Source organism: Streptomyces sp. NBC_00078 (assembly GCF_026343335.1).
GTDB lineage: Bacteria > Actinomycetota > Actinomycetes > Streptomycetales > Streptomycetaceae > Streptomyces.
The window spans coordinates 859,547-879,136 of the sequence record NZ_JAPELX010000001.1; the positions used below are offsets into that span (position 1 = coordinate 859,547).

16 protein-coding genes and 2 pseudogenes are annotated in these 19,590 nt (G+C 72.0%); 10 read left to right on the top strand and 8 right to left on the bottom strand.

The genetic code is table 11. The features are described 5' to 3' along the window. Positions 1-28: 28 nt before the first annotated feature. A complete protein-coding gene (locus OOK07_RS04010) occupies positions 29-841 on the top strand; it encodes a pectate lyase (RefSeq protein ID WP_266676975.1) in 813 nt (270 codons plus the stop codon). Positions 842-967: 126 nt separating this feature from the next. On the opposite strand, the gene OOK07_RS04015 is transcribed toward OOK07_RS04010, so the two are convergent. After that, positions 968-1,711: a PaaX family transcriptional regulator C-terminal domain-containing protein gene (locus OOK07_RS04015; protein WP_266795013.1), complete on the bottom strand. Its 744-nt coding sequence runs from the start codon at positions 1,709-1,711 to the stop codon at positions 968-970. A 111-nt stretch (positions 1,712-1,822) separates the two neighbouring features. On the opposite strand from OOK07_RS04015, the gene OOK07_RS04020 reads away from it, so the two are divergent. Beyond that, on the top strand, positions 1,823-3,490 hold the full coding sequence (locus tag OOK07_RS04020; RefSeq protein ID WP_266795015.1) for an acyl-CoA dehydrogenase family protein: 1,668 nt from the start codon (positions 1,823-1,825) through the stop codon (positions 3,488-3,490). Positions 3,491-3,796: 306 nt separating this feature from the next. Here OOK07_RS04020 and OOK07_RS04025 read toward each other — a convergent pair whose 3' ends face one another. Further along, positions 3,797-4,144 (bottom strand): hypothetical protein, encoded by a 348-nt coding sequence (locus OOK07_RS04025; protein WP_266795017.1) that lies wholly within the window; start codon positions 4,142-4,144, stop codon positions 3,797-3,799. Positions 4,145-4,365: 221 nt separating this feature from the next. Here OOK07_RS04025 and OOK07_RS04030 point away from each other — a divergent pair, with 221 nt between their 5' ends. From OOK07_RS04030 to OOK07_RS04040, 3 genes are all read left to right on the top strand, one after another. Then, positions 4,366-5,622, top strand: a complete 1,257-nt coding sequence (locus OOK07_RS04030) for an EfeM/EfeO family lipoprotein (protein ID WP_266795019.1) — start codon at positions 4,366-4,368, stop codon at positions 5,620-5,622. Next, positions 5,619-6,842 carry an iron uptake transporter deferrochelatase/peroxidase subunit gene (gene efeB, locus OOK07_RS04035; RefSeq protein ID WP_405673024.1) on the top strand — a complete coding sequence of 408 codons (1,224 nt, stop codon included), beginning with the start codon at positions 5,619-5,621 and terminating at the stop codon, positions 6,840-6,842. Before OOK07_RS04030 ends, efeB begins: the two co-directional genes overlap by 4 nt. 198 nt (positions 6,843-7,040) lie before the next feature. Beyond that, positions 7,041-8,924, top strand: a complete 1,884-nt coding sequence (locus OOK07_RS04040; RefSeq protein WP_266676985.1) for a phospholipase C — start codon at positions 7,041-7,043, stop codon at positions 8,922-8,924. 96 nt (positions 8,925-9,020) lie between these two features. Here the strand turns inward: OOK07_RS04040 and OOK07_RS04045 are convergent, their stop codons facing one another. Both OOK07_RS04045 and OOK07_RS04050 read right to left on the bottom strand, forming a co-directional pair. Beyond that, positions 9,021-9,845 carry an MIP/aquaporin family protein gene (locus tag OOK07_RS04045; RefSeq protein WP_266676987.1) on the bottom strand — a complete coding sequence of 275 codons (825 nt, stop codon included), beginning with the start codon at positions 9,843-9,845 and terminating at the stop codon, positions 9,021-9,023. Positions 9,846-10,071: 226 nt separating this feature from the next. After that, complete coding sequence (locus OOK07_RS04050) at positions 10,072-10,656, bottom strand: Rv1733c family protein (protein WP_266676989.1); 585 nt, start codon at positions 10,654-10,656, stop codon at positions 10,072-10,074. A gap of 279 nt (positions 10,657-10,935) precedes the next feature. On the opposite strand from OOK07_RS04050, the gene OOK07_RS04055 reads away from it, so the two are divergent. After that, complete coding sequence (locus OOK07_RS04055; RefSeq protein ID WP_266676991.1) at positions 10,936-12,021, top strand: WD40/YVTN/BNR-like repeat-containing protein; 1,086 nt, start codon at positions 10,936-10,938, stop codon at positions 12,019-12,021. Positions 12,022-12,079: 58 nt separating this feature from the next. Next, positions 12,080-12,243: pseudogene (locus tag OOK07_RS04060) on the top strand (ISL3 family transposase); the annotation flags it as partial. A gap of 29 nt (positions 12,244-12,272) precedes the next feature. Here the strand turns inward: OOK07_RS04060 and OOK07_RS04065 are convergent. After that, a complete protein-coding gene (locus OOK07_RS04065; protein WP_266676993.1) occupies positions 12,273-12,950 on the bottom strand; it encodes a uracil-DNA glycosylase in 678 nt (225 codons plus the stop codon). A 301-nt stretch (positions 12,951-13,251) separates the two neighbouring features. Here OOK07_RS04065 and OOK07_RS04070 point away from each other — a divergent pair, with 301 nt between their 5' ends. Both OOK07_RS04070 and OOK07_RS04075 read left to right on the top strand, forming a co-directional pair. Then, complete coding sequence (locus OOK07_RS04070) at positions 13,252-14,226, top strand: N-acetylglucosamine kinase (RefSeq protein WP_266801886.1); 975 nt, start codon at positions 13,252-13,254, stop codon at positions 14,224-14,226. 104 nt (positions 14,227-14,330) lie between these two features. Then, positions 14,331-15,254, top strand: a complete 924-nt coding sequence (locus OOK07_RS04075; protein ID WP_266676995.1) for a sirohydrochlorin chelatase — start codon at positions 14,331-14,333, stop codon at positions 15,252-15,254. A gap of 79 nt (positions 15,255-15,333) precedes the next feature. Here OOK07_RS04075 and OOK07_RS04080 read toward each other — a convergent pair whose 3' ends face one another. Continuing rightward, positions 15,334-16,365: a lactonase family protein gene (locus tag OOK07_RS04080; protein WP_266795022.1), complete on the bottom strand. Its 1,032-nt coding sequence runs from the start codon at positions 16,363-16,365 to the stop codon at positions 15,334-15,336. Positions 16,366-16,475: 110 nt separating this feature from the next. Beyond that, positions 16,476-17,969 (bottom strand): FUSC family protein, encoded by a 1,494-nt coding sequence (locus OOK07_RS04085; RefSeq protein WP_266795024.1) that lies wholly within the window; start codon positions 17,967-17,969, stop codon positions 16,476-16,478. Positions 17,970-18,175: 206 nt separating this feature from the next. Here OOK07_RS04085 and OOK07_RS04090 point away from each other — a divergent pair, with 206 nt between their 5' ends. Continuing rightward, positions 18,176-18,655 carry an Lrp/AsnC family transcriptional regulator gene (locus OOK07_RS04090; RefSeq protein WP_266677001.1) on the top strand — a complete coding sequence of 160 codons (480 nt, stop codon included), beginning with the start codon at positions 18,176-18,178 and terminating at the stop codon, positions 18,653-18,655. Positions 18,656-18,952: 297 nt separating this feature from the next. On the opposite strand, the pseudogene OOK07_RS43210 reads toward OOK07_RS04090, so the two are convergent. Beyond that, positions 18,953-19,534, bottom strand: a pseudogene (locus OOK07_RS43210) (BBE domain-containing protein); the annotation flags it as partial. Positions 19,535-19,590: the final 56 nt, after the last annotated feature.

Sequence of the window (19,590 nt, forward strand, 5' to 3'; positions counted from 1 at the left end):
CCCCCCAACTGGAAGAAGGCATTGGGACATGGCTTCACCAGCACCAGCACCTGCACGCGCCCGCCGGCGCGCCCTGGGCGCCACGTTGGCCGCGCTCGGCCTGACAGCTGTCATGATCATGACAAGAGACGCCCAGGCCCCGGCGAGCGCCGCCACCTGGCCCACCGCCCACGGCAGCCAGGCGGTCACCGCCACCATCCCGGTCTCCGGCACCAAGGACTACGGGATGAAGCGCCTCTACGGCAGCGGCGACCTCGGCACCGGCGGCCAGAACGAGGACCAGGACCCGATCCTCGAACTGGCCCCGGGCGCCGTCCTGAAGAACGTCATCATCGGCTCGCCCGCCGCGGACGGCATCCACTGCCAGGGCAACTGCACGCTGCAGAACGTGTGGTGGGAGGACGTCGGCGAGGACGCGGCGACGTTCCGGGGCTCCTCGTCGTCGAACGTCTACACCGTCTCCGGCGGGGGCGCGAAGGAGGCCAGCGACAAGGTGTTCCAGTTCAACGGAGCCGGGACGCTGAACATCTCCAACTTCGCGGTTCAGAACTTCGGCAAGCTCGTCCGCTCGTGCGGCAACTGCTCGACGCAGTACAAGCGGACCATCAACCTCAACACCATCGAGGCGACGTACAAGGGCAGCGCACTGGTCGGGATCAACACCAACTACGGCGACAGCGCGACCCTGAAGAAGATCACCATCGTCGGGGACAGCAGCAAGAAGATCGTGCCGTGCCAGAAGTACATCGGGAACAACACGGGCGCGGAGCCGCCGAAGAACGGTTCGGGGCCTGACAGCAGGTACTGCAAGTACGCGAGCTCGGACATCACCTACAAGTAACCCCCAACGGTGAACCCGGCCGTACGAGGCGCACCCGGGCGGCGCTTCGTACGGCCGCCGTCGTGCCGGTACTCGATTTCGATGTCCAGCTCAATGTCCCGTTCCGTGCCCCGTTCGGTGCTCGATTCAGTGTCCGATCGATCCGGTGATCTCCCGCTCGTAGTCCGCGTACGCGGCGCGCAGGGCCGCGCCCGGCCAGTCGGCGGGGACGAGTTCGGGGGGCAGCACGGGGTCGGCGAGCAAATGGCGCACGACCGCCGTGAAGGCGGTGAAACGGTCGGCCGGGCGGTGTGCTTCGGCGACATGGGCGAGCAGGGCACGGGCCGTCGCGGCCCAGGCGTCCAACGGCCAAAGCTGCGTGGCCAGTTCACGCGCGGGCCGGTCGGGGCGGGCGGTGTAGGACTGGGCCACCTGCTCCAGCGCGTCCGGCAGAGCGCGGCTGAGGTTGGCGGGGCGCAGCCACACGCCCTCGCGCAGTTCTGCCAGCCGCAGGGTGGTCAACCGGGCGCGCAGGTCGGCACGCTCGGCAGGGCCGCGGCCCGTCGCCGTGATCACCACCATCTCCCAGCCGCCGTCCCACGCGCGCGTGCGCGCCTCCACCGCGTCGTCCTGGCGGCGCTGGCGGGCCAGCAGACGGTCGCTGAGCCCGTAGACGGCGTCGGTGCGGCGTAGGTCGCCGGCGGCCACCATCCGGCTGAGGGCGGCACGCAGCGTGGAACCGCCGACACCGAAGGGCTCCACCGCGCGGACGAGCTCCTTGACCGGAAGCTCCGGCGGGTGCGTGCCCAGCAGCAGACTCAGCACGACCGACCGCGCCGACAGCGGCGGCAGAGCGACCTCGCCGGGCTGCACTGACACGTTCATCCGCATGAGCCCGTACTTTACGTGCGCTCTTCACCTGTGTCCTTCACGTGCGGCCTTTACGCGGAACCTCCTTGTTGCGATATTGCTACGGCCGCATAAAAGATGCAACATGGCTGCATGGTCTCGACACCCGCGCCCGCGCAGCCCCGGCAGCAGTACGCCACGCACGACGTCACCAACCAGCCCCCCGCCCTGACGCCGTACGACGCCTCCGCGGACACGGCCCTGCTGGAGGGGCTGCGCCGGGAGGGCGCCGGATGGGCCGAGGAGGGCGTCCGGCGGCTGGGACTGCGGGCCGGGAGCGAGGAGGCGCAGGAGTGGGCCGAGCTGGCGAACGTCCATGAGCCGGTACTGCGCACGCACGACCGCTACGGCAACCGCGTCGACGAGGTCGACTTCCACCCGAGCTGGCACCACCTGATGCGGGCAGCGGTCGCCGAGGGCCTGGCCGCCACTCCGTGGGCTCAGGACCGGCCCGGGGCCCATGTCGCACGTACCGCGGGCGGGCTGGTGTGGGGGCACACCGACGCCGGGCACGGCTGTCCCACGTCGATGACGTACGCGGCCGTCCCCGCCCTGCGCACCCAGCCGGAGCTGGCGAAGATCTACGAACCGCTGCTGACCAGCCGGGAGTACGAGCCGGAGCTCAGGGTGCCGACGGAGAAGCGCGGCCTGCTGGCGGGCATGGGGATGACCGAGAAGCAGGGCGGCTCCGACGTCCGGACGAACACCACCACGGCCTGGCCTACCGCCGAGCCCGGCATGTACGCGCTGCGCGGGCACAAATGGTTCACGTCGGCGCCCATGTGCGACGTGTTCCTGGTACTGGCGCAGGCCCCGGAGGGCCTCTCGTGCTTCCTGGTGCCGCGGATCCTGCCCGACGGCACCCGCAACACCTTCCGCATCCAGCGCCTCAAGGACAAGCTGGGCAACCGGTCCAACGCCTCCTCCGAGCCTGAGTTCGACGGGACCGTGGCCTGGCTGGTCGGGCCCGAGGGCCGGGGCGTCAAGACGATCATCGAGATGGTCAACTGCACGCGGCTCGACTGCGTGATGATGTCGGCCACGCTGATGCGTAAGACCCTCGTGGAGGCGGGGCACCATGTGCGCCACCGCAGCGCGTTCGGGGCGCGGTTGGTGGACCAGCGGCTGATGCGCAACGTCCTGGCGGACCTCGCGCTGGAGTCGGAGGCGGCCACGACGCTGACGCTGCGGCTGGCGGGGGCCGCGGACCGGGCGGTGCGCGCAGACGCGGGTGAGGCGGCGTTCCGGCGGATCGCGACCGCCGTCGGCAAGTACTGGGTGACCAAGCGAGGCCCGGCCTTCACGGCGGAGGCCCTGGAGTGCCTCGGCGGCAACGGCTATGTGGAGGAGTCGGGCATGCCCCGGCACTACCGCGAGGCGCCGCTGCTGTCGATCTGGGAGGGCTCCGGGAACGTCAACGCCCTTGATGTACTACGGGCGTTGAGGCGTGACCCCGGTACCGCGCAGGCTCTCTTCGACGAACTCGCCCTGGCACAGGGGGCGGACGCCCGGCTGGACGCCGCCGTGGTCAGGCTCGGGGAGAAGCTGGCCAACGGAACCGAGTCCGGCGCCCGCCGCCTGGTGGAGTCGATGGCGCTGACCCTGCAGGCCTCCCTCCTCGTCCGGCACGCCCCGCCCGCGGTCGCCGATGCCTTCTGCGCGTCCCGGCTGGGCGGCGACTGGGGACACGCCTTCGGCACCCTGCCCGACGCGGCCGACCTGGACGCCGTCCTGAACCGTGCGCTGCCGGGAGGCAGTTGAGGGCCGCGGCCCGAGTCCGTCGTTCGGATCAGGTGAGGATCAGCCGTCGTCGCAGCGGGCGACGCGGACGCGGCCCGAGGGAAGGTCGCCCGCGCCCGGGTCAGTGGCGAGCGTGTCCCGCGCTCCGCGGTCCGTGCAGCGGCAGCGGCTGCCCGCGTGGCGGCCACGTCAAGGTGAGGCCGCCCCCCGCAGGGAGCGCGTGCCAGCGGGCGGCGAACTCGTCCAGGCGGAGGAGGACGCGCTCGACGAGCTGCGGATCGCCGATGTCCGGCTCCGTCGAAGAGAGGCGATCGGGGAGCTCCTGACTCAGGCCCGCCCGCAACCGCCACACGGCGCGCACGCCGAGGCCAGTGCCTCGGACCGAGCCATGTCGGCATGCTCGGCCTTACTCGGCTGCCACTTCGCCTCCCGTCGCGCCTGACGCCTCCTGACCGCCGGATCGGCTGCCCAGAAGATGTTGCTCCGGCCGGCCGCGATCCGGCCGAAGACCCCACCGGACAGCCTCGCCTCGGCCTCGACCAGGAAGTGCACCGCGTCGTGAGGCAGCCAGTCGTCGTGGCCGGGCCCCTGTCGCGGCGCCGGCTCCGGACCGCTCCCGCGCACGACGGTCATCCGGTAGCGGCGCCCGGACATTTTGGTGAACGTCACGTCCATGACCCGTACGGTAGCCACCACCGCGGGCAGATCGCCCGGAATTACCGCACGTGAGACGGCCACCCGCGGTCGTCCGGCACCTGCCGGGCCGGTAGGTGAACCGCGGGCGAATTCTGGCTTTCCCTCTGGTCAGGAGCAGTTCGGAAACGCGGTCGCGGTCCCGCCGGCTGCGTAGGATCGGCCGACGCCGCCTCGTTCGTCCGACTCCCAGGAGGCCCGGCATGCCCGAACCCGCGGTCGGCGCCGAAGCCGCATCCGATCCCGTCGCGCCCCCGCTCCGCCCGCCCCGGCGGCGCACCGCGCTGCTCGCAGGCGGTGCCCTGGTGGCCGCGGCCGCGGTGGTGGCCGGGACTCTGGCGGCCGGGCGATCTGGCGGGGACGGCCACGCGGCGAGGCCGCCCGACGGTCTGCGGCACACCACCGTCGAGATCACCTCGGCCGGCTGCGGCCGCGGCTGGACCCACCCCGAACCCGGCCGCCAGGTCTTCGATCTGCGCAACAGCTCGGGCACAGCGGCCGAGGTCGATCTGACCGATCCGAGGACGGGCGCGGTCTACGGCGAGGTCGAGGGACTCGCGCCGGGCACCGAGCGCCCGATACGGGTGACCCTCGGCAACGGCACGTACGCCTTCAAGTGCCTGCCCGACGACGCCGACGCGGTCACCGGCCCCACCGTGCGCATCAGCGGCGCGACGGCGAAGGGCGGTCCGGGCGCCGTCCCGGTGACCCAGCAGGAGCTCATCCCGCCCACCCTCGCCTACCAGAAGTGGATCCAGGCCCGTACGGTCGAGCTGGCGCGGAAGACCGACGCGCTGCGCGACGCGATAGGCCGCGGGGACCTGAAGACCGCGCGCACGGACTGGTTCACCGCGCATCTGGTGTACGAGCGGATGGGTGCCGCCTACGGCACGTTCGGCGACGCGGACGCGGCGATCAACGGCACCACTGCGGGCCTGTCCGGCGGGGTGCACGACGCGGACTTCGCCGGGTTCCACCGGGTGGAGTACGGGCTGTGGCACGGCGAGCCGGCGAGCCGCCTGCGCGGACCGGCCGACCGGCTCGCAGGGGCCGCGCACACCTTGCGCGACCACTGGCCCGACCAGCGGATGGATCCGGCGGACGTCGGTCTGCGCGCGCACGAGATCCTGGAGAACACCGTGCAGTTCGAGCTGACCGGCCGTACCGACTACGGCAGCGGCACCAGTCTGGCCACCGCCCGCGCCAACCTCGACGGCACCGGCGTGCTCCTCGGATACCTTCGTCCGCTGCTGAAGACCCGCGACACCGGCCTGTCCGGCGTCGACACATGGATGGCCCGCAGCGGGCGCACGCTCGACGGCTTCGACCACGACGGACACTGGACGCCCCTGGACCGGCTGACCCGCGCCCAGCGCGAGAAGGCCGACGCCGACCTGGGCGAGCTGGTCGAGCGGCTGTCCGACGTGGCCGCTCTCACCGACGTACGGAGGACCGCGTGAACCCGCTGAAAAACGTCGGACGCCGGGGCTTCCTGGCCGGCGCCGCTGCCGTGGCCGGCACGGGACTCGTGGCCGCGGACCACGGGGCCGCGTCCGCCGCCGCGCAAGCCCGCGAGAGTGCGCGTGTGGCCTTCCACGGCCGGCACCAGGCCGGCATCCTCACCCCGGCTCAGCGCGCCACCGCCTTCGTGTCCTTCGACACGACCGCCGAGGACCGTCGCGAACTGGCCGACCTGCTGCGCACGCTCACCGACCGGGCCCGGTTCCTCACCGCCGGCGGCAGCCAGGACGAGCTGGGCATCACCGCCCCGCCCGTCGACTCCGGCACCGTCGGCCCCGACGTCCCCGCGGACGCACTGACCGTCACCGTCGGTGCCGGCGCCTCCCTCTTCGACGAGCGCTACGGCCTGGCCGCCCGCAGACCCCACCGGCTCACCACGATGCCTTCGTTCCCCGACGACGACCTCGACGCCGCCTGGTGCCACGGCGATCTGAGCGTGCAGCTGTGCGCCGCCCACACCGACACGGTGCTGCACGCCCTGCGCGACATCACCCGGCACACCCGCGGCGCCATGCAGGTGCGCTGGCGCCTGGACGGCTTCATCAGCCCGCCCCGTCCCTCGGGCGCGCCCCGCAACCACATGGGGTTCAAGGACGGCATCGCCAACCCCGACGTGCGCGACGCCCGCGCGATGGACCGCCTGGTGTGGGTGGGCGGCGGCGCGGGCGAGCCGGACTGGACGGTCGGCGGCAGCTATCAGGTCGTACGGCTGATCCGCATGCTGGTGGAGTTCTGGGACCGTGTCTCGATCACCGAGCAGGAGCGGATGTTCGGCCGTGCCCGGGACACCGGCGCACCCCTGGACGGACGCCACGAGAAGGACGCCCCCGACTATTCGCAGGACCCCCAGGGCGACGTGATCCCCCTGGACAGCCACATCCGGCTGGCCAACCCGCGCACCGCGGCCACCGACGGGCAGCGCATCCTGCGCCGCGGCTACAACTACGACCGGGGCACGGACAGCAACGGCAACCTCGACATGGGGCTGCTGTTCTGCAGCTACCAGCAGGACCTCGCCCGACAGTTCGAGGCCGTGCAGAAGCGGCTGGCCGGCGAGCCGCTGGTCGACTACATCTCCCCGTTCGGCGGCGGCTACTTCTTCGCCCTGCCGGGCGTGCGGGACGGCTCCGACTGGCTGGGGCGCACACTGCTGGCCTGAACCCACCCGTCTGAACGCCGGTCAAGAGCGGGCCAAGAGACAATAAGCATTTCCTGACCGAACATTCTCTGAGCCGTCATTGCCCCTCCCCCGCCCCGCCGCCACCATTGCCCAGGATCCAGCCGTAGATGTCCTGGCCACGGATATGCCGTGGCGACGGAATTCAGTGGACGCAGTGCTCTCGGAAGGCGAGACAGCATGATCGGCATAGGCAGAACCTCAAGGGCGTGGCGCGGGTTGACCCGTGCGGGTGCCCTGCTCGGCGCGGCCGCCCTGGCGAGCGCGGGCGGGGCCGTACCGGCCTCGGCGGCCACCGGCCACGGCCACTCCGGCACGCACACCGCGACCCCGATCAAGCACATGGTGGTGATCTACGACGAGAACGTCTCGTTCGACCACTACTTCGCCACGTATCCGAAGGCCGCCAACACCGACGGCACCCACTTCAAGGCGGCGGCGCGCACCCCGAAGGCCGACAACCTCCTCAACTCCGGGCTGCTGATGAGGAACCCGAACCTCTACAAGCCCAAGCGTCTGGCCAGTTCGCAGGCGATGACCTGCGACCAGAACCACTCCTACGGCCCCGAGCAGTACGCGGCCGACGGCGGCAAGGCCGACAAGTACGTCGAGAACACCGAAGTCAACAAGTGCACCGGGCTCTTCGGCGAGCCCGGCCTGGTGATGGACTACTACGACGGCAACACCGTCACGGCCCTGTGGAACTACGCCCAGCACTACGCGCTGGGCGACAAGTCGTTCAGCTCGGTCTACGGGCCCTCCACTCCCGGTGCGCTCAACCTGGTCTCCGGCCAGACCCACGGCGTGATCTCCGTCGACCCGGCCACCGGCACGGAGAACCCGAAGCAGACCTCGACACCGGACGCGTACGCCGTGGTCTCCCCCGACGCCAAGGGCGTGGGCACGCTCATCAACGACCCGGACCCCGCCTACGACGACTGCTCGGACAAGGACCACACCGCGACGAGCGCGCTGGCGTCGATGCAGGGCAGGAACATCGGTGACCTGCTCAACGCCAAGGGTGTGAGCTGGGGCTGGTTCCAGGGCGGTTTCCGGCCCAGCACCGCCTGGGACGGCAAGCAGGGCGACTACGCCAAGTGCGGCGGTACCACCCACACCAACGTCGGCGGCGCGGCGGTGGAGGACTACAGCCCGCACCACTCGCCGTTCGAGTACTACAAGTCGACGTCCAACCCGCACCACCTGGCCCCGAAGAGCGTCGCCGAGATCGGGCACAACGGCCGGGCCAACCACAACTACGACCTGACGGACTTCGACGCGACCCTCAAGGCGGGCAACCTGCCCGCGGTGAGCTTCCTGAAGGCGGCCGAGTACCAGGACGGCCACGCCGGCTACTCGGATCCGACCGACGAGCAGCACTTCCTGATCAAGGAGATCAACGCGCTGCAGCGGTCGCCCGAGTGGAAGTCCACCGCGGTCGTGCTCGCCTACGACGACTCCGACGGCTGGTACGACCACGTCGCCGCCAAGGTGCTCAACGGCTCCAGGAACTCGACCGCCGGATCCAACGGCAAGGCCCTCGACAGCCCGGCCTGCCAGTCCGGTCCGGCCCCGGCCAAGGGCTATGCGGACCGCTGTGGCCCCGGCACCCGGCAGCCGCTGCTGGTCATCTCCCCCTACAGCAAGGTCAACGCGGTCGACCACACCCGCACCGAGCAGGCGTCGATCACCAGGTTCATCGAGAACAACTGGCACACCGGCCGGATCGGTGACGCCTCCTTCGACGAGCGCGCCGGCTCCCTGACGGGCCTGTTCGACTTCCGGCACCCCAACAACAAGCAGGTGCTGCTGAACAGGGACGGCTCGGTCAAGTCGGTGAAGGGCATCCCGCACCACAGCGGGACGGCCACCAACACCTCGTCCCACGGCGCCTACCCGCCCTACGTCCAGGACCTGAGGGCGCAGAACGTGGCCGACACCGGCTCCGCCTCCCCTGCGCTGCCGATCGCGGTCGCCGGTCTCGTCACCGCCGCCGCGACCGGTACCGCGTTCGCCCTGCACCGCCGCAGGCGGCGCACGGGGCAGCCGACCGCGGCCCACTAGCACCCGCACCGGACGGGCCGCCCACATCGGACGGGCTGCGGGCACTTCGCCCGCGGCCCGTCCGCGCTTGTCGGAGCTACTCGGAGCTGCCCGGAGCTACTTGGTCTCGCCCCCGGGCGTCGGCACCCGGCCCGGCTCCTGTGGCTCCTCACCCGTCAGATACGGCGTGATGAACAGCTTGTAGATGGCGGCACCGACCACGCCGCCGATCAGGGGCCCGACGATCGGCACCCAGAAGTAGATGTTGTCGTATTGGTCCCGCCAGGCCGTGCTGTACCCGGTGAGGTAGCTGGCGAGCCGCGGCCCGAAGTCGCGGGCCGGGTTGATGGCGTATCCGGCGTCGCTGCCCCAGGCCATGCCGATCGCCACGACCAGGAAGCCGATGATGAGCGGGGCCATGTTGGCGCCGGGCGGGGTGTTGAGCACATCGGTGATCGCGAAGATGAGCAGCACCAGGATGGCGGTGCCGATCACCTGGTCGCGCAGGGCGCCCCACTCGCTCACCGGCAGCACACCGTTGCCCGGGAGGGTGGAGAAGACGAACTGGGTCTTGATGGTGTGGCCGGGGTCGACCTTGGCCAGGACCTCGGAGTAGTTCCAGCGCACCAACAGCGCGGCCACGAAGGCACCCACGGTCTGTGCCACCACGTACGGCATGACCTTCTTCCACGGGAAGCCCTTGAAGCAGGCCAGGGCCAGGGTGACGGCCGGGTTGAGATGGGCACCGCTGAGGCGGGCGGCGACGTACACGCCGAGCGTGACGCCGAAGCCCCAGGCCCAGGCGATGCTGTCGTGGTCACCGAGACCGGCGGCCACCACCTGGGCCACCACGCCGCAGCCGAAGAGAATCAGGATCATGGTGCCAAGGAACTCGGCCGACAGTTCGCCGACCAGGTCTCTTCTGGACGTCTGCTCCGCCATGAGGCACCGCCTTCCGCCAGAAATGGTTGTGTTCGCGAGGGTAGTTGTCCGACGCGAGGCGTCCAGGGGCCCAGCATCAACTGGATTAACCGCTACCTCTTCCGCCCTGGGACCAGCACCCGCGGGCGCCGACTCGAGACATCACTAAGACGATGGCACACGGGCCGTCAGCCCGCAGCGCGACGCCCTGTCGCCATGCCGTCGTCAGGTGGGTGGTGGTGCGGCGTCAGCTCGTCTTGCGGCCCCACAGCGGGCCGAAGCGGGCCCACTCCGAGTCCCACTGGGCCATTCGGCGGCGTTCCAGACGGCCGCACAGGAACCGGCCGCCGACGAAGGGCACCGCGGCGGCGCTCACGCCCACCAGGGCACCGATCAGCGAGGACCGCAGCTGGGCCTGTGAGACGGTGGCGGGCCTGGAGACCAGATGGCCCTGCGGATCGGTCCAGACGGTGACCGCCGCGCCGGCCCTGCTCCCGGGGCGGACCCGGACCTGCCCCGTGTTCGTGGTGCCGTTCGGCGCGGTCCAGCGCACCTTCCCCCACACCTTCTCGCCGCTCGACGTGGCGGAGTGGCCGGACGTCGTTCCAGGGGCTTTCTCCGTGAGCCGTGCCGCGACCTGCCGCCACTCGACGCGCTCGCGGGCCAGCCCGTCCTCGACGGCCCCGGTGGCCGTGAGACCGGCGAGTACGCCGGCCAGGACGGTGACCAGCCAGGCACCGAGCACGACCCATGCCTCCACCGCGTCGGCACGACGCCTGAGCGGGTTGCGCCGCCAGCGCCACAGCCACACCTTCGGACCACGGAACGCCATCGAAGGCTTCCTCCTCATGCGCGCACGACCATCCCCCGACCTCCCACCCATACGGGCCAAGGCCGCCGGATGCTCAGGTCGAGTCCCCCGACTCGACGGTCCCATGTGTCCCGTGCTCGCTCAGGCGTCTTCGTAAACGCGGCCGGTTGTCGCCGCCCCAACCCGGCTCCGCTGCCCTGACCTGCGGTGACCGCGATTCCAGAGGTGACTGTCAGTGGCGGGGTGCAGACTGGCCGGTGTCTGGGGCAAACCCGCAAGGACACAGCAGAGGTGATCGGCATGACCGAGGTACTGCTCGCCGTGGGCACACGCAAAGGCCTGTTCATCGGGCGTCGGCGTGGTGGCACATGGGAGTTCGACGACACCCCTTACTTCAACGCACAGGCCGTGTACTCGGTGGCCGTCGACACTCGCGGCGACCGTCCGCGTCTGCTGGCCGGCGGTGACAGCGCCCACTGGGGCCCGTCCGTCTTCCACTCCGACGACCTGGGCCGCACCTGGACGGAACCGGCCCGGCCGGCCGTCAAGTTCCCCAAGGACACGGGGGCTTCGCTGGAGCGGGTGTGGCAGCTGCATCCGGCGGCCGCCGAAGAGGACGTGGTGTACGCGGGTACGGAGCCGGCCGCGCTGTACCGCTCCGAGGACCGCGGGGAGACCTTCGAGCTGGTCCGTCCCCTCTGGGAGCACCCCACCCGCTCGAAGTGGGTGCCCGGCGGCGGCGGCGAGGGCCTGCACACCGTGCTCACCGACCGGCGCGACCCGCAGGCCGTGACGGTCGCGGTCTCGACGGCCGGGGTGTTCCGCACCTCGGACGGCGGCGCGAGCTGGGCACCGTCCAACTCCGGTGTCTCCGCGGTGTTCCTGCCCGATCCGAACCCGGAGTTCGGGCAGTGCGTGCACAAGGTCGCACGGGACGCGGCGAACCCGGACCGGCTGTATCTGCAGAACCACTGGGGGGTGTACAGGAGCGACGACGCGGGCACGCACTGGACCGACATCGGCGAGGGGCTGCCGTCCACGTTCGGCTTCGCGGTGGCCGCGCATCCCCACCGCGGCGACACGGCGTACGTGTTCCCGATCAACGCGGACGCGGACCGGGTGCCCGCCGACCACCGGTGCCGGGTCTTCCGCACGGCCGACGCGGGCAAGAGCTGGGAGCCGCTGACGGCGGGCCTGCCGCAGGAGGACCACTACGGGACGGTGCTGCGCGACGCGATGTGCACCGACGGCGCCGACCCGGCGGGCGTGTATTTCGGCAACCGCAACGGCGAGGTGTACGCCTCGGCCGACGACGGCGACAGCTGGCGGCAGTTGGCGTCCCATCTGCCGGACGTGCTGTGTGTGCGGGCGGCCGTGGTCGGATGAGTTCCACGGGGGATCGCGCTGCCTTGGCCACTGGTTGGTCTCCGCTGGTGAGTAGGCAGATGCGCTCGAGTGCTGGATCGCCAGGGTCCGCGCAGCCGACCTGCCCCCTCTGCATGCCTTCACCGCCGGGGCCCGGAGCGAGACCGCGATGCCGTCGTCACCGCGCTCACGCTCCCGTACAGGAACGGGCCCACCGAAGTCGTAAGCACCAGGACCGAGCGCCGTGGCCTATGGCAGTCGCCCGCCGTGGCCTACGGCAGTCGCCAGTCCACCGGCGCGGCCCCCTGCCCGGCGAGCAGGTCGTTGGCCCGGCTGAACGGACGCGAGCCGAAGAAGCCGCGGTCCGCCGACATCGGAGACGGGTGTGCTGACTCGATCGCCGGCAACTGGCCGAGCAGCGGGCGCAGATTACGCGCATCACGCCCCCAGAGGATCGACACCAGCGGCTTACCACGCCCGGCCAGCGCCGTGATCGCCTGCTCGGTGACCTCCTCCCACCCCTTGCCCCGGTGCGCGCCGGGCTTGCGCGGAGCCGTCGTCAACGCCCTGTTGAGCAGCAGCACCCCCTGCTGCGCCCACGGCGTCAGATCACCGTTCGACGGCCTCGCCAGGCCGAGGTCGGAGTGCATCTCCCGAAAGATGTTCTCCAGACTGCCCGGCAACGATCGCACCTCCGGCGAGACCGCGAAGCTCAACCCGATGGCCATCCCGGGCGTGGGATAGGGATCCTGGCCGACGATCAGGACGCGAACGTCATCGAACGGCTGCTGGAATGCCCGCAGCACGTTCGCTCCCGACGGAAGGTAGGTCCGGCCGGCCGCTATCTCGGCCCGGAGGAAGTCCCCCATCGCGGCGATACGTTCGGCCACAGGTTCAAGAGCCTTCGCCCAGCCTGCTTCGACAAGTTCATGCAAGGGTCGTGGTGCCACAGCGCGTCACCCTACTGGCACACAGCAGGCGCTCGCACAAACACGGAAGCTGCTCACGCACGGACGCCTCCCACGACGTTACTCTTCCTCCTCATCAAGGTCATCGAGCCGATCCAGCAGCTCGTGCGGCCGGTCACCGGGAAGGAGAGGAGCCGTTGCCACGAAGCCGGTGGACGGGCGCCTGCCGTGACCGGCACGGAGGACCTGCCGTGACCAGCGCGGAGGACCTGCCGTGACCGACGCGGAGGACGGATCGGGTACGGACGCGGAGGGGAATCGAGCGCGGGCGGGCACCACCGGGATCCTCGCGGTCGACTCCGGCGGCTCCGGACTGCGCGTCGCCGTCAAGAACACGGAGCGTGTTCTGCTCGCGGAGCGGGAGTCGCGGGAGCCGGTGCGTACCGTAGCCCGGGGTATCGACCCCGGTCATCTCATGGCCCAACTGGTGCCGATGGTGCGGGCGTTGACCGAGGAGACCGGTGTTTCCGCGCTGAGCACGGCCGTCGTGGGTGCCGCCGGGCTCGCCACGCTGGGTGACGCCCTGCGCGCCGAACTCCCTGGTGCGCTGGGACGGGAGTTCGGCATCCGTGCCGTCGCCCTCGCCGCGGACGCCGTCACCGCATATGTGGGCGCCCTCGGGCCGCGGCCCGGTGCCGTGCTCGCCGCCGGCACGGGTCTGATCGCCGTCGGCACGGACCTGGCGCGCTGGCGCCGCGCGGACGGCTGGGGTCATCTGCTGGGCGACTGCGGCAGCGGTGCCTGGATCGGGCGGGCCGGGCTGGAGGCGGCTCTGCGGGCGTACGACGGGCGACCGGGCGGTTCGGCAGGGCTGCTGTCCCGCGCCGAGGAGATGTTCGGCCCGGTGCCGGGGCTGCCGGGCAGGCTCTACCCGCGCCAGGACCGTCCTGCGGTCCTCGCCTCCTTCGCGCCCCACGTGGGCGCCTGCGCCGAGGGTGATCCGGTCGCCGCGGGCATCCTGCGGGCGGCGGCGGGCCACATGGGCGAGTCGGCGGCCGCGGTCTGTCCGGCCGCGGGAGAGCCCCGGGTGGCCCTCACGGGCGGCCTGTTCAGGATGGGCGACCCGCTGCTCGTCCCGCTGAAGAGGGAGTTGTCGCGGCGGCTGCCGCACGCTGCGCTGGTGCCGACCGCCGGTGATCCCCTGGCGGGCTCGGTGCGGATGGCCGACGATCTCGCGGCGGGGGAGCTCACTCTCCCGGGTGATGACTCGATGCTGTGTGTGGTGACCGGGACGGGGGACCGTTCCTGGGACGCCTGACGCGTCTGAAACGTACGTAACTCATCAGACAAATCCGGACGGATACCGCTCACCTGCACCCTCCCCGAACAGGGGAGCCCGTGAAGCCAGTAACATGCGTCGCCATGAGTTCCCCCACTGGGCCCGCGTCCGGCCTGCCAGTACGAATGCCGCGACCTCGCCAGCCCGGGCGGCACCGCCGACCCGAGCCGTTGGCGGCTCCCGAGGGCGCGCCCGCGCTCGTCCTCGCGGTACCGGGCACTCCCGGCGCCGCCACGCGCAGCCTCGCCGAGGAGGTCGTGAGCATCGCCCGCTCCGAGCTCCCCGGTCTGGACGCGCGGATCGGGTACCTCGACGGGGACGATGCGGAGTTCCCCCCGCTGCAGGCCGTGCTCGCGCACGCCGCCGAGGAGCGTGCGGCCCGCTTCGAGCACGCCAGGGCCGCCGGCCTGGACGTCAAGGAGCCCGAGGGCCCCGTCGCCGTCGTCGTGCCGCTGCTGGCCGGCCCGGACGGCGCGCTGCTGCGCCGTATCCGCCAGGCCGTGATGGACAGCCGCGTCGCGGCCGATCTGACCGATGTGCTGGGCCCGCACCCGCTGCTCGCCGAGGCGCTGCACGTGCGTCTGTCGGAGGCCGGTCTGGCCCGCGCGGACCGTGCCCGGCTGTTCACCGTGGCGACCGCCGCGGACGGCATCATCCTGGCGTCGGTGGGCGGTGACGAGGCCGTTCAGGCGGCCGGGATCACCGGCATGCTGCTCGCCGCGCGTCTCGCCGTGCCGGTGATGGCTGCGGCGCTGGACCAGGACGGCTCGATAGCGGCCGTCGCCGAGCAGTTGCGGGCCTCGGGCTCGCAGCAGCTGGCTCTCGCGCCGTATCTCATAGGGCCGGAGATCGACGCGGGCCTGGTCGAGGAGGCGGCCAAGGAAGCGGGCTGCCCGGCCGCCGAGGCGCTCGGCCCCTACCCGGCGATCGGCAAGCTCGCGCTGGCCAAGTACACGACGGCGCTGGGCATCGCCCCGCCGCAGCCGCAGGGCGCGCCGGTCCGCTGACGCGCACGGCACCACCGTACGGACGCCGAAGGGGCCGCTCCAGGTACCGGAGCGGCCCCTTCGGCATGCGCCTCGCCGGTCAGCCGAAGACCACGCAGGACGCGGCGGGGACCGTGAGCGCGCCCTCGTAGCGCGGCAGGCCCGTGCCGGGGTCGACGGCGAACCAGGCCACCTCGCCGGAGCGCTCGTTCGCGACGTAGAGGAATCCCGCCGACTCGGCGATCGCGCGGGGCCAGTGGCCGCCGCAGGGGACCGTGCCGACCAGCCGCAGTCCGTCCCCCTCGACGGCGAACGTGGACAGGACGTCCTCGCCGCGGGTGGCGGTCCACACGAAGCGGCCGTCGGGTGCGGCGACGATGCCGGACGGATAGGCGTCGCCCGCCGGGCCGTCGGGCAGCACGTGGCGCTCGGTCAGCGGCTCCAGGGTGCCGTCGGCGGCGTCCCAGCGGCAGACGGTGACCGTCGGCGTCAGCTCGTTGAGCACGTACGCGTGCCTGCCGTCCGGGTGGAAGGCCAGGTGACGGGGGCCGCAGCCGGGGCGCAGGGCGACCTCCCGGTGCAGTTCGAGGCGGCCCTGCGTCAGGGTGCACACCCGGACCGAGTCCGTGCCGAGGTCGACGCTGACGGCCCACCGTCCGCTCGGGTCCGACTGCACCTGGTGGGCGTGCGGGCCCTGCTGGCGCTGGGTGTGCGGGCCCGAGCCCCGGTGCTGGAAGACGTCGGAGGCGCCCGCCAGGGTGCCGTCGGAGCGGACGGGCACGGCGGTGACACTGCCGGAGCCGTAGTTGGCCGTCAGGACGTGGCCGTCGTGGACGCTCAGGTGCGTGGGGCCGCTGCCGCCGACCGGCACCGGTGCACCGGACCTCTCCGGCCGGTCCCCCGTCACCCGGTACGCGGCCACTGCGCCCGCTGCCGTCTCGCTGACCGCGTAGAGGGTCCGCGCGTCGGGCGCCAGTGCCAGGTACGAGGGGTCGGGCACGCCGTCCACGCTGCTCAGGGCGGTCAGGGCGCCGCTGTCCGCGGCCACGGCCGCCGTCACGATCCCGCTGCCTCCCGCCGCCGTGAACGACCCGATGAAGGCCCGCCGTCGCCGCCCGCCGCCGTCTGTCACCGCTGTCCCCTCTCGGTCCTGTGCCGTCGGGGCGACGTTAGCAGTCGATCAATAGCGGTCTAGACCACACCTGGTGGATGTGACCGGGCCGCAGTGCGCCGGTCGGTGATTCACGCACCCACGAGCGGGGAGCCCGACGGCGTCCGCAGGGGGGTGGCGAGTTCCATGAGGGCCCGTTCCAGGCTGTGCAGGTGGGCCAGAGCGGGTTCGGCGGCAGGCGAGTCGGCGGTGGCGGTGCCGTGGTTGCCGTCGCCTCCAGTGAGCGCCTCGACCGCGGCCTCCACACGCCAGCACGCGGCTGCCAGGCGGGCGTCGTGGGAGGCCTCCGGGTCGGCGGCGACGGCGACCAGGCCCCGGGTCTCGCGGGCGCAGTCGTCGAGGAGAGCGAGTACGCGGCGGGCGCGGCGCTTGCGGCCGAGCATCGGGTTGAGCGGGTGGACCAGGGGTGCGACCGCGAACCGCACGCGGCCCAGCAACTGGTCCAGTTCCGCGACCCGTGGCCCCGGGTCGGCCGTCGCGGACCCGGCCAGGCGCGCGGCTGCCTCCGTCGTGCACGCGTGGACGCAGCGCAGGGCGCGCTGGATCCAGACGTCGGTGACGGTGTGCGTGGTGACCGGCAGGACGAAGAGCACGGCGAGTGCGGCACCGAGCGCGCCGACGCCGGTCTCGGCGAGGCGCAGGGCGAGCAGGCCGGGGTTCAGCACACCCAGGAGGCCGTAGAGGAGTTCGGCGAGGAGCGTGACCGAGAGCATCATCCAGGTGTACGACACCGCGGCTGTGTAGAAGATGCCGAAGACGCAGACGGCGAGGAGTACGGCCGTGGGGGCGGCCGCTCCGTGCACGGGGACGGCGATCAACAGGCCGAGGCCGATGCCGATCACCGTGCCGAGGACTCGGCGGAAGCCCCGGATCAGGGTCTCGCCCCGTGAGGCGGTGTTGACGAAGATCCACCAGGTGGCACCGACGGCCCAGTACCAGCGCTGTCCTGACACCAGCTGGCCCACGACGAGGGCGAAGCCCGCGCCGGCGGTGGCCTGGACGGCCTGGCGCGTGGTGACGCGGGCCAGGCCGGTGCCGACGGGCGGGGCCGGCGCGGGCGCCGGGGGCAGCTGGGCCTCGTAGCACCACAGGCCGAACCGCACGGCGGACGCGGTGAGCACGGACAGGATCACGGCGGCGTACAGCTCGGGCAGCCGGTCCGTGGTCGCGTGCAGGAACTGCGCCACGAAGAAGGTCATGAACGCGAACACGCCGAGGCTGTGCCCGCGCGGGCCCCATCGGCGCGCGTACACGCCCGCGCCGATGACGGCGAGGAAGGTGAGGTCGCGGGCCACGGGATGGTCGTGCAGCTGGGCCGCGGCGGTGAGCACGGGCAGACCGACGGCGGGCAGCAGCGCGGTGGTGACGGCCTGCCCCCGGACCGTGGCGTCGGAGACGGTGAAGAGGGCAAGCAGCGCGGCGAGGCCGCCGGTGACGGCTCCGGCGAGCGAGAGTCCGGCCAGACCGCAGACGACGACCGCGAGTCCGATGCCGAGCACGGCTCGCGCGGCGAAACGCAGCCGTGTGCGCCCCGGGTCCGGGGCCACGAACACCCTCTTCAGCACTGCTTTCCCCGCCCCTCGGACCGCGACTGGACAACGGCATGAAAAAGGCGCCGCGGGATCCGCAGCGCCATCGACGTGCCCATTGCAGCATCAAGACGCCGGCTGGCTCAAGCGCCCTCCAATATGCTGGGCCATTGGCACAGACATATCGGTCCGGGCTCGTCCATGGGCGAGCCATCGGTCCATGTACGAGGAGGCCGGGCGCGATGGCCGTCGACGAACTCGACACCCGCATCCTGCGGCTGCTGATGGAGCGGCCGCGCACCAGCGTGCGCGAGTACGCCCGTGTCCTCGGCGTCGCCCGCGGCACCCTGCAGGCCCGCCTCGACCGGCTGGAACGGGACGGCGTGATCACCGGCACCGGCCCGACGCTCTCGCCGGCCGCGCTCGGACACCCCGTGCTCGCGTTCGTGCACATCGAGGTCACCCAGGGGCATCTGGACGACGTGGGGGACGCGCTGGCCGCCGTGCCGGAGATCGTCGAGGCCTTCTCGATCACGGGCGGCGGGGATCTGCTGACCCGGGTCGTGGCACGCGACAACGCCCATCTGGAGGACGTGATCCAGAAGCTGATCAGCCTGCCCGGCGTCGTCCGCACCCGCACCGAGGTGGCCCTGCGCGAGCGCGTCCCGCAGCGGCTGCTGCCGCTGGTCGAGTCGATCGGCCGGGCGGCGGCACGGAAGTGACGGCACGCGGCACGGGCTTGCCCGCGTGCGGCGCGTCTTTGCAGTGGCGGAGGCGATCGCGGCCCCGGCCGTGTGTGCCCGCGTCTTCGAGGAGCGGGTCGCCGGGCTGCAGGAGCGCGGGAAGGCGGTCAACGCTCCGGCCGCGCTCGGGATCGACGCGGTGGTCGGCCCGGCCGGATCGCGGGACTGGATCCAGGCGTCGATGAACGGGCGGTGCCCCGTCCCCCCGGCCCGGGGCACCGCCCGTTCATCGACGCCTGGTGGATGGCGTTCCGGTCGGCCCGGCCGGATGTTCTGGTTGAGGCGGAACACGTTGTCCGGGTCGCGGTCGGCCTTGACCCTGGCCAGGCGGTCGTAGTTGCAGCCGTAGCTGGCGCGGACGCGGTCCTGGCCCTCGTCCATCATCATGTTCACGTAGGCGCCGCCCGCCGAGTACGGGTGCAGGGCCTCGAAGTAGTCGACGGTCCACCGCTTGACGAGGTCCGCGTTGGCCGGGTCGGGGTCGACACCGGCGTAGACGGTGGACCACCGGGCGCCGCGGTAGGCCCAGGGAGTCTCGTCGGGGCCCACGTCGTGGGCGGCGCCGTCGATCGGGTACAGGTGCATGGTCGACTGGACCGTCGGCGCCTCGGCACCGAACTTGGCGTGGAGTTCGACGGCCTCGTCCGGGATCTCGTTGACGAAGTCGGCGCGCCAATACCACTGGTGGCCCGGAGGGTAGAGCCCGTCGAACATGCCCTGCAGCTCGGGGTGGGGCATCGGGCCGACCGCGTGCAGCATCGGTGTGGGCAGGGCGTCGAGCAGCGGGGCCATCTCGCGGGCGGCGGCCTCGGTGTCGTCGCCGGTGTAGCACCAGACGACGCCGGCCGTCTTGCGCATCTGGATGTCCTCGGGGAACGGCGGGGCCGGCGGGACGGTGCCGTACAGGAAGAAGG

What these genes read in the sequence shown, in the direction of transcription:
- OOK07_RS04025 (WP_266795017.1), bottom strand. Translation starts at nt 4,144, where the DNA reads ATGGACGTGACGTTCACCAAAATGTCCGGGCGCCGCTACCGGATGACC.
- OOK07_RS04020 (WP_266795015.1), top strand. Translation starts at nt 1,823, where the DNA reads ATGGTCTCGACACCCGCGCCCGCGCAGCCCCGGCAGCAGTACGCCACG.
- OOK07_RS04015 (WP_266795013.1), bottom strand. Translation starts at nt 1,711, where the DNA reads ATGCGGATGAACGTGTCAGTGCAGCCCGGCGAGGTCGCTCTGCCGCCG.
- OOK07_RS04045 (WP_266676987.1), bottom strand. Translation starts at nt 9,845, where the DNA reads ATGGCGGAGCAGACGTCCAGAAGAGACCTGGTCGGCGAACTGTCGGCC.
- OOK07_RS04055 (WP_266676991.1), top strand. Translation starts at nt 10,936, where the DNA reads ATGACCGAGGTACTGCTCGCCGTGGGCACACGCAAAGGCCTGTTCATC.
- OOK07_RS04075 (WP_266676995.1), top strand. Translation starts at nt 14,331, where the DNA reads ATGAGTTCCCCCACTGGGCCCGCGTCCGGCCTGCCAGTACGAATGCCG.
- OOK07_RS04050 (WP_266676989.1), bottom strand. Translation starts at nt 10,656, where the DNA reads ATGGCGTTCCGTGGTCCGAAGGTGTGGCTGTGGCGCTGGCGGCGCAAC.
- OOK07_RS04030 (WP_266795019.1), top strand. Translation starts at nt 4,366, where the DNA reads ATGCCCGAACCCGCGGTCGGCGCCGAAGCCGCATCCGATCCCGTCGCG.
- OOK07_RS04090 (WP_266677001.1), top strand. Translation starts at nt 18,176, where the DNA reads ATGGCCGTCGACGAACTCGACACCCGCATCCTGCGGCTGCTGATGGAG.
- OOK07_RS04040 (WP_266676985.1), top strand. Translation starts at nt 7,041, where the DNA reads ATGATCGGCATAGGCAGAACCTCAAGGGCGTGGCGCGGGTTGACCCGT.
- OOK07_RS04010 (WP_266676975.1), top strand. Translation starts at nt 29, where the DNA reads ATGGCTTCACCAGCACCAGCACCTGCACGCGCCCGCCGGCGCGCCCTG.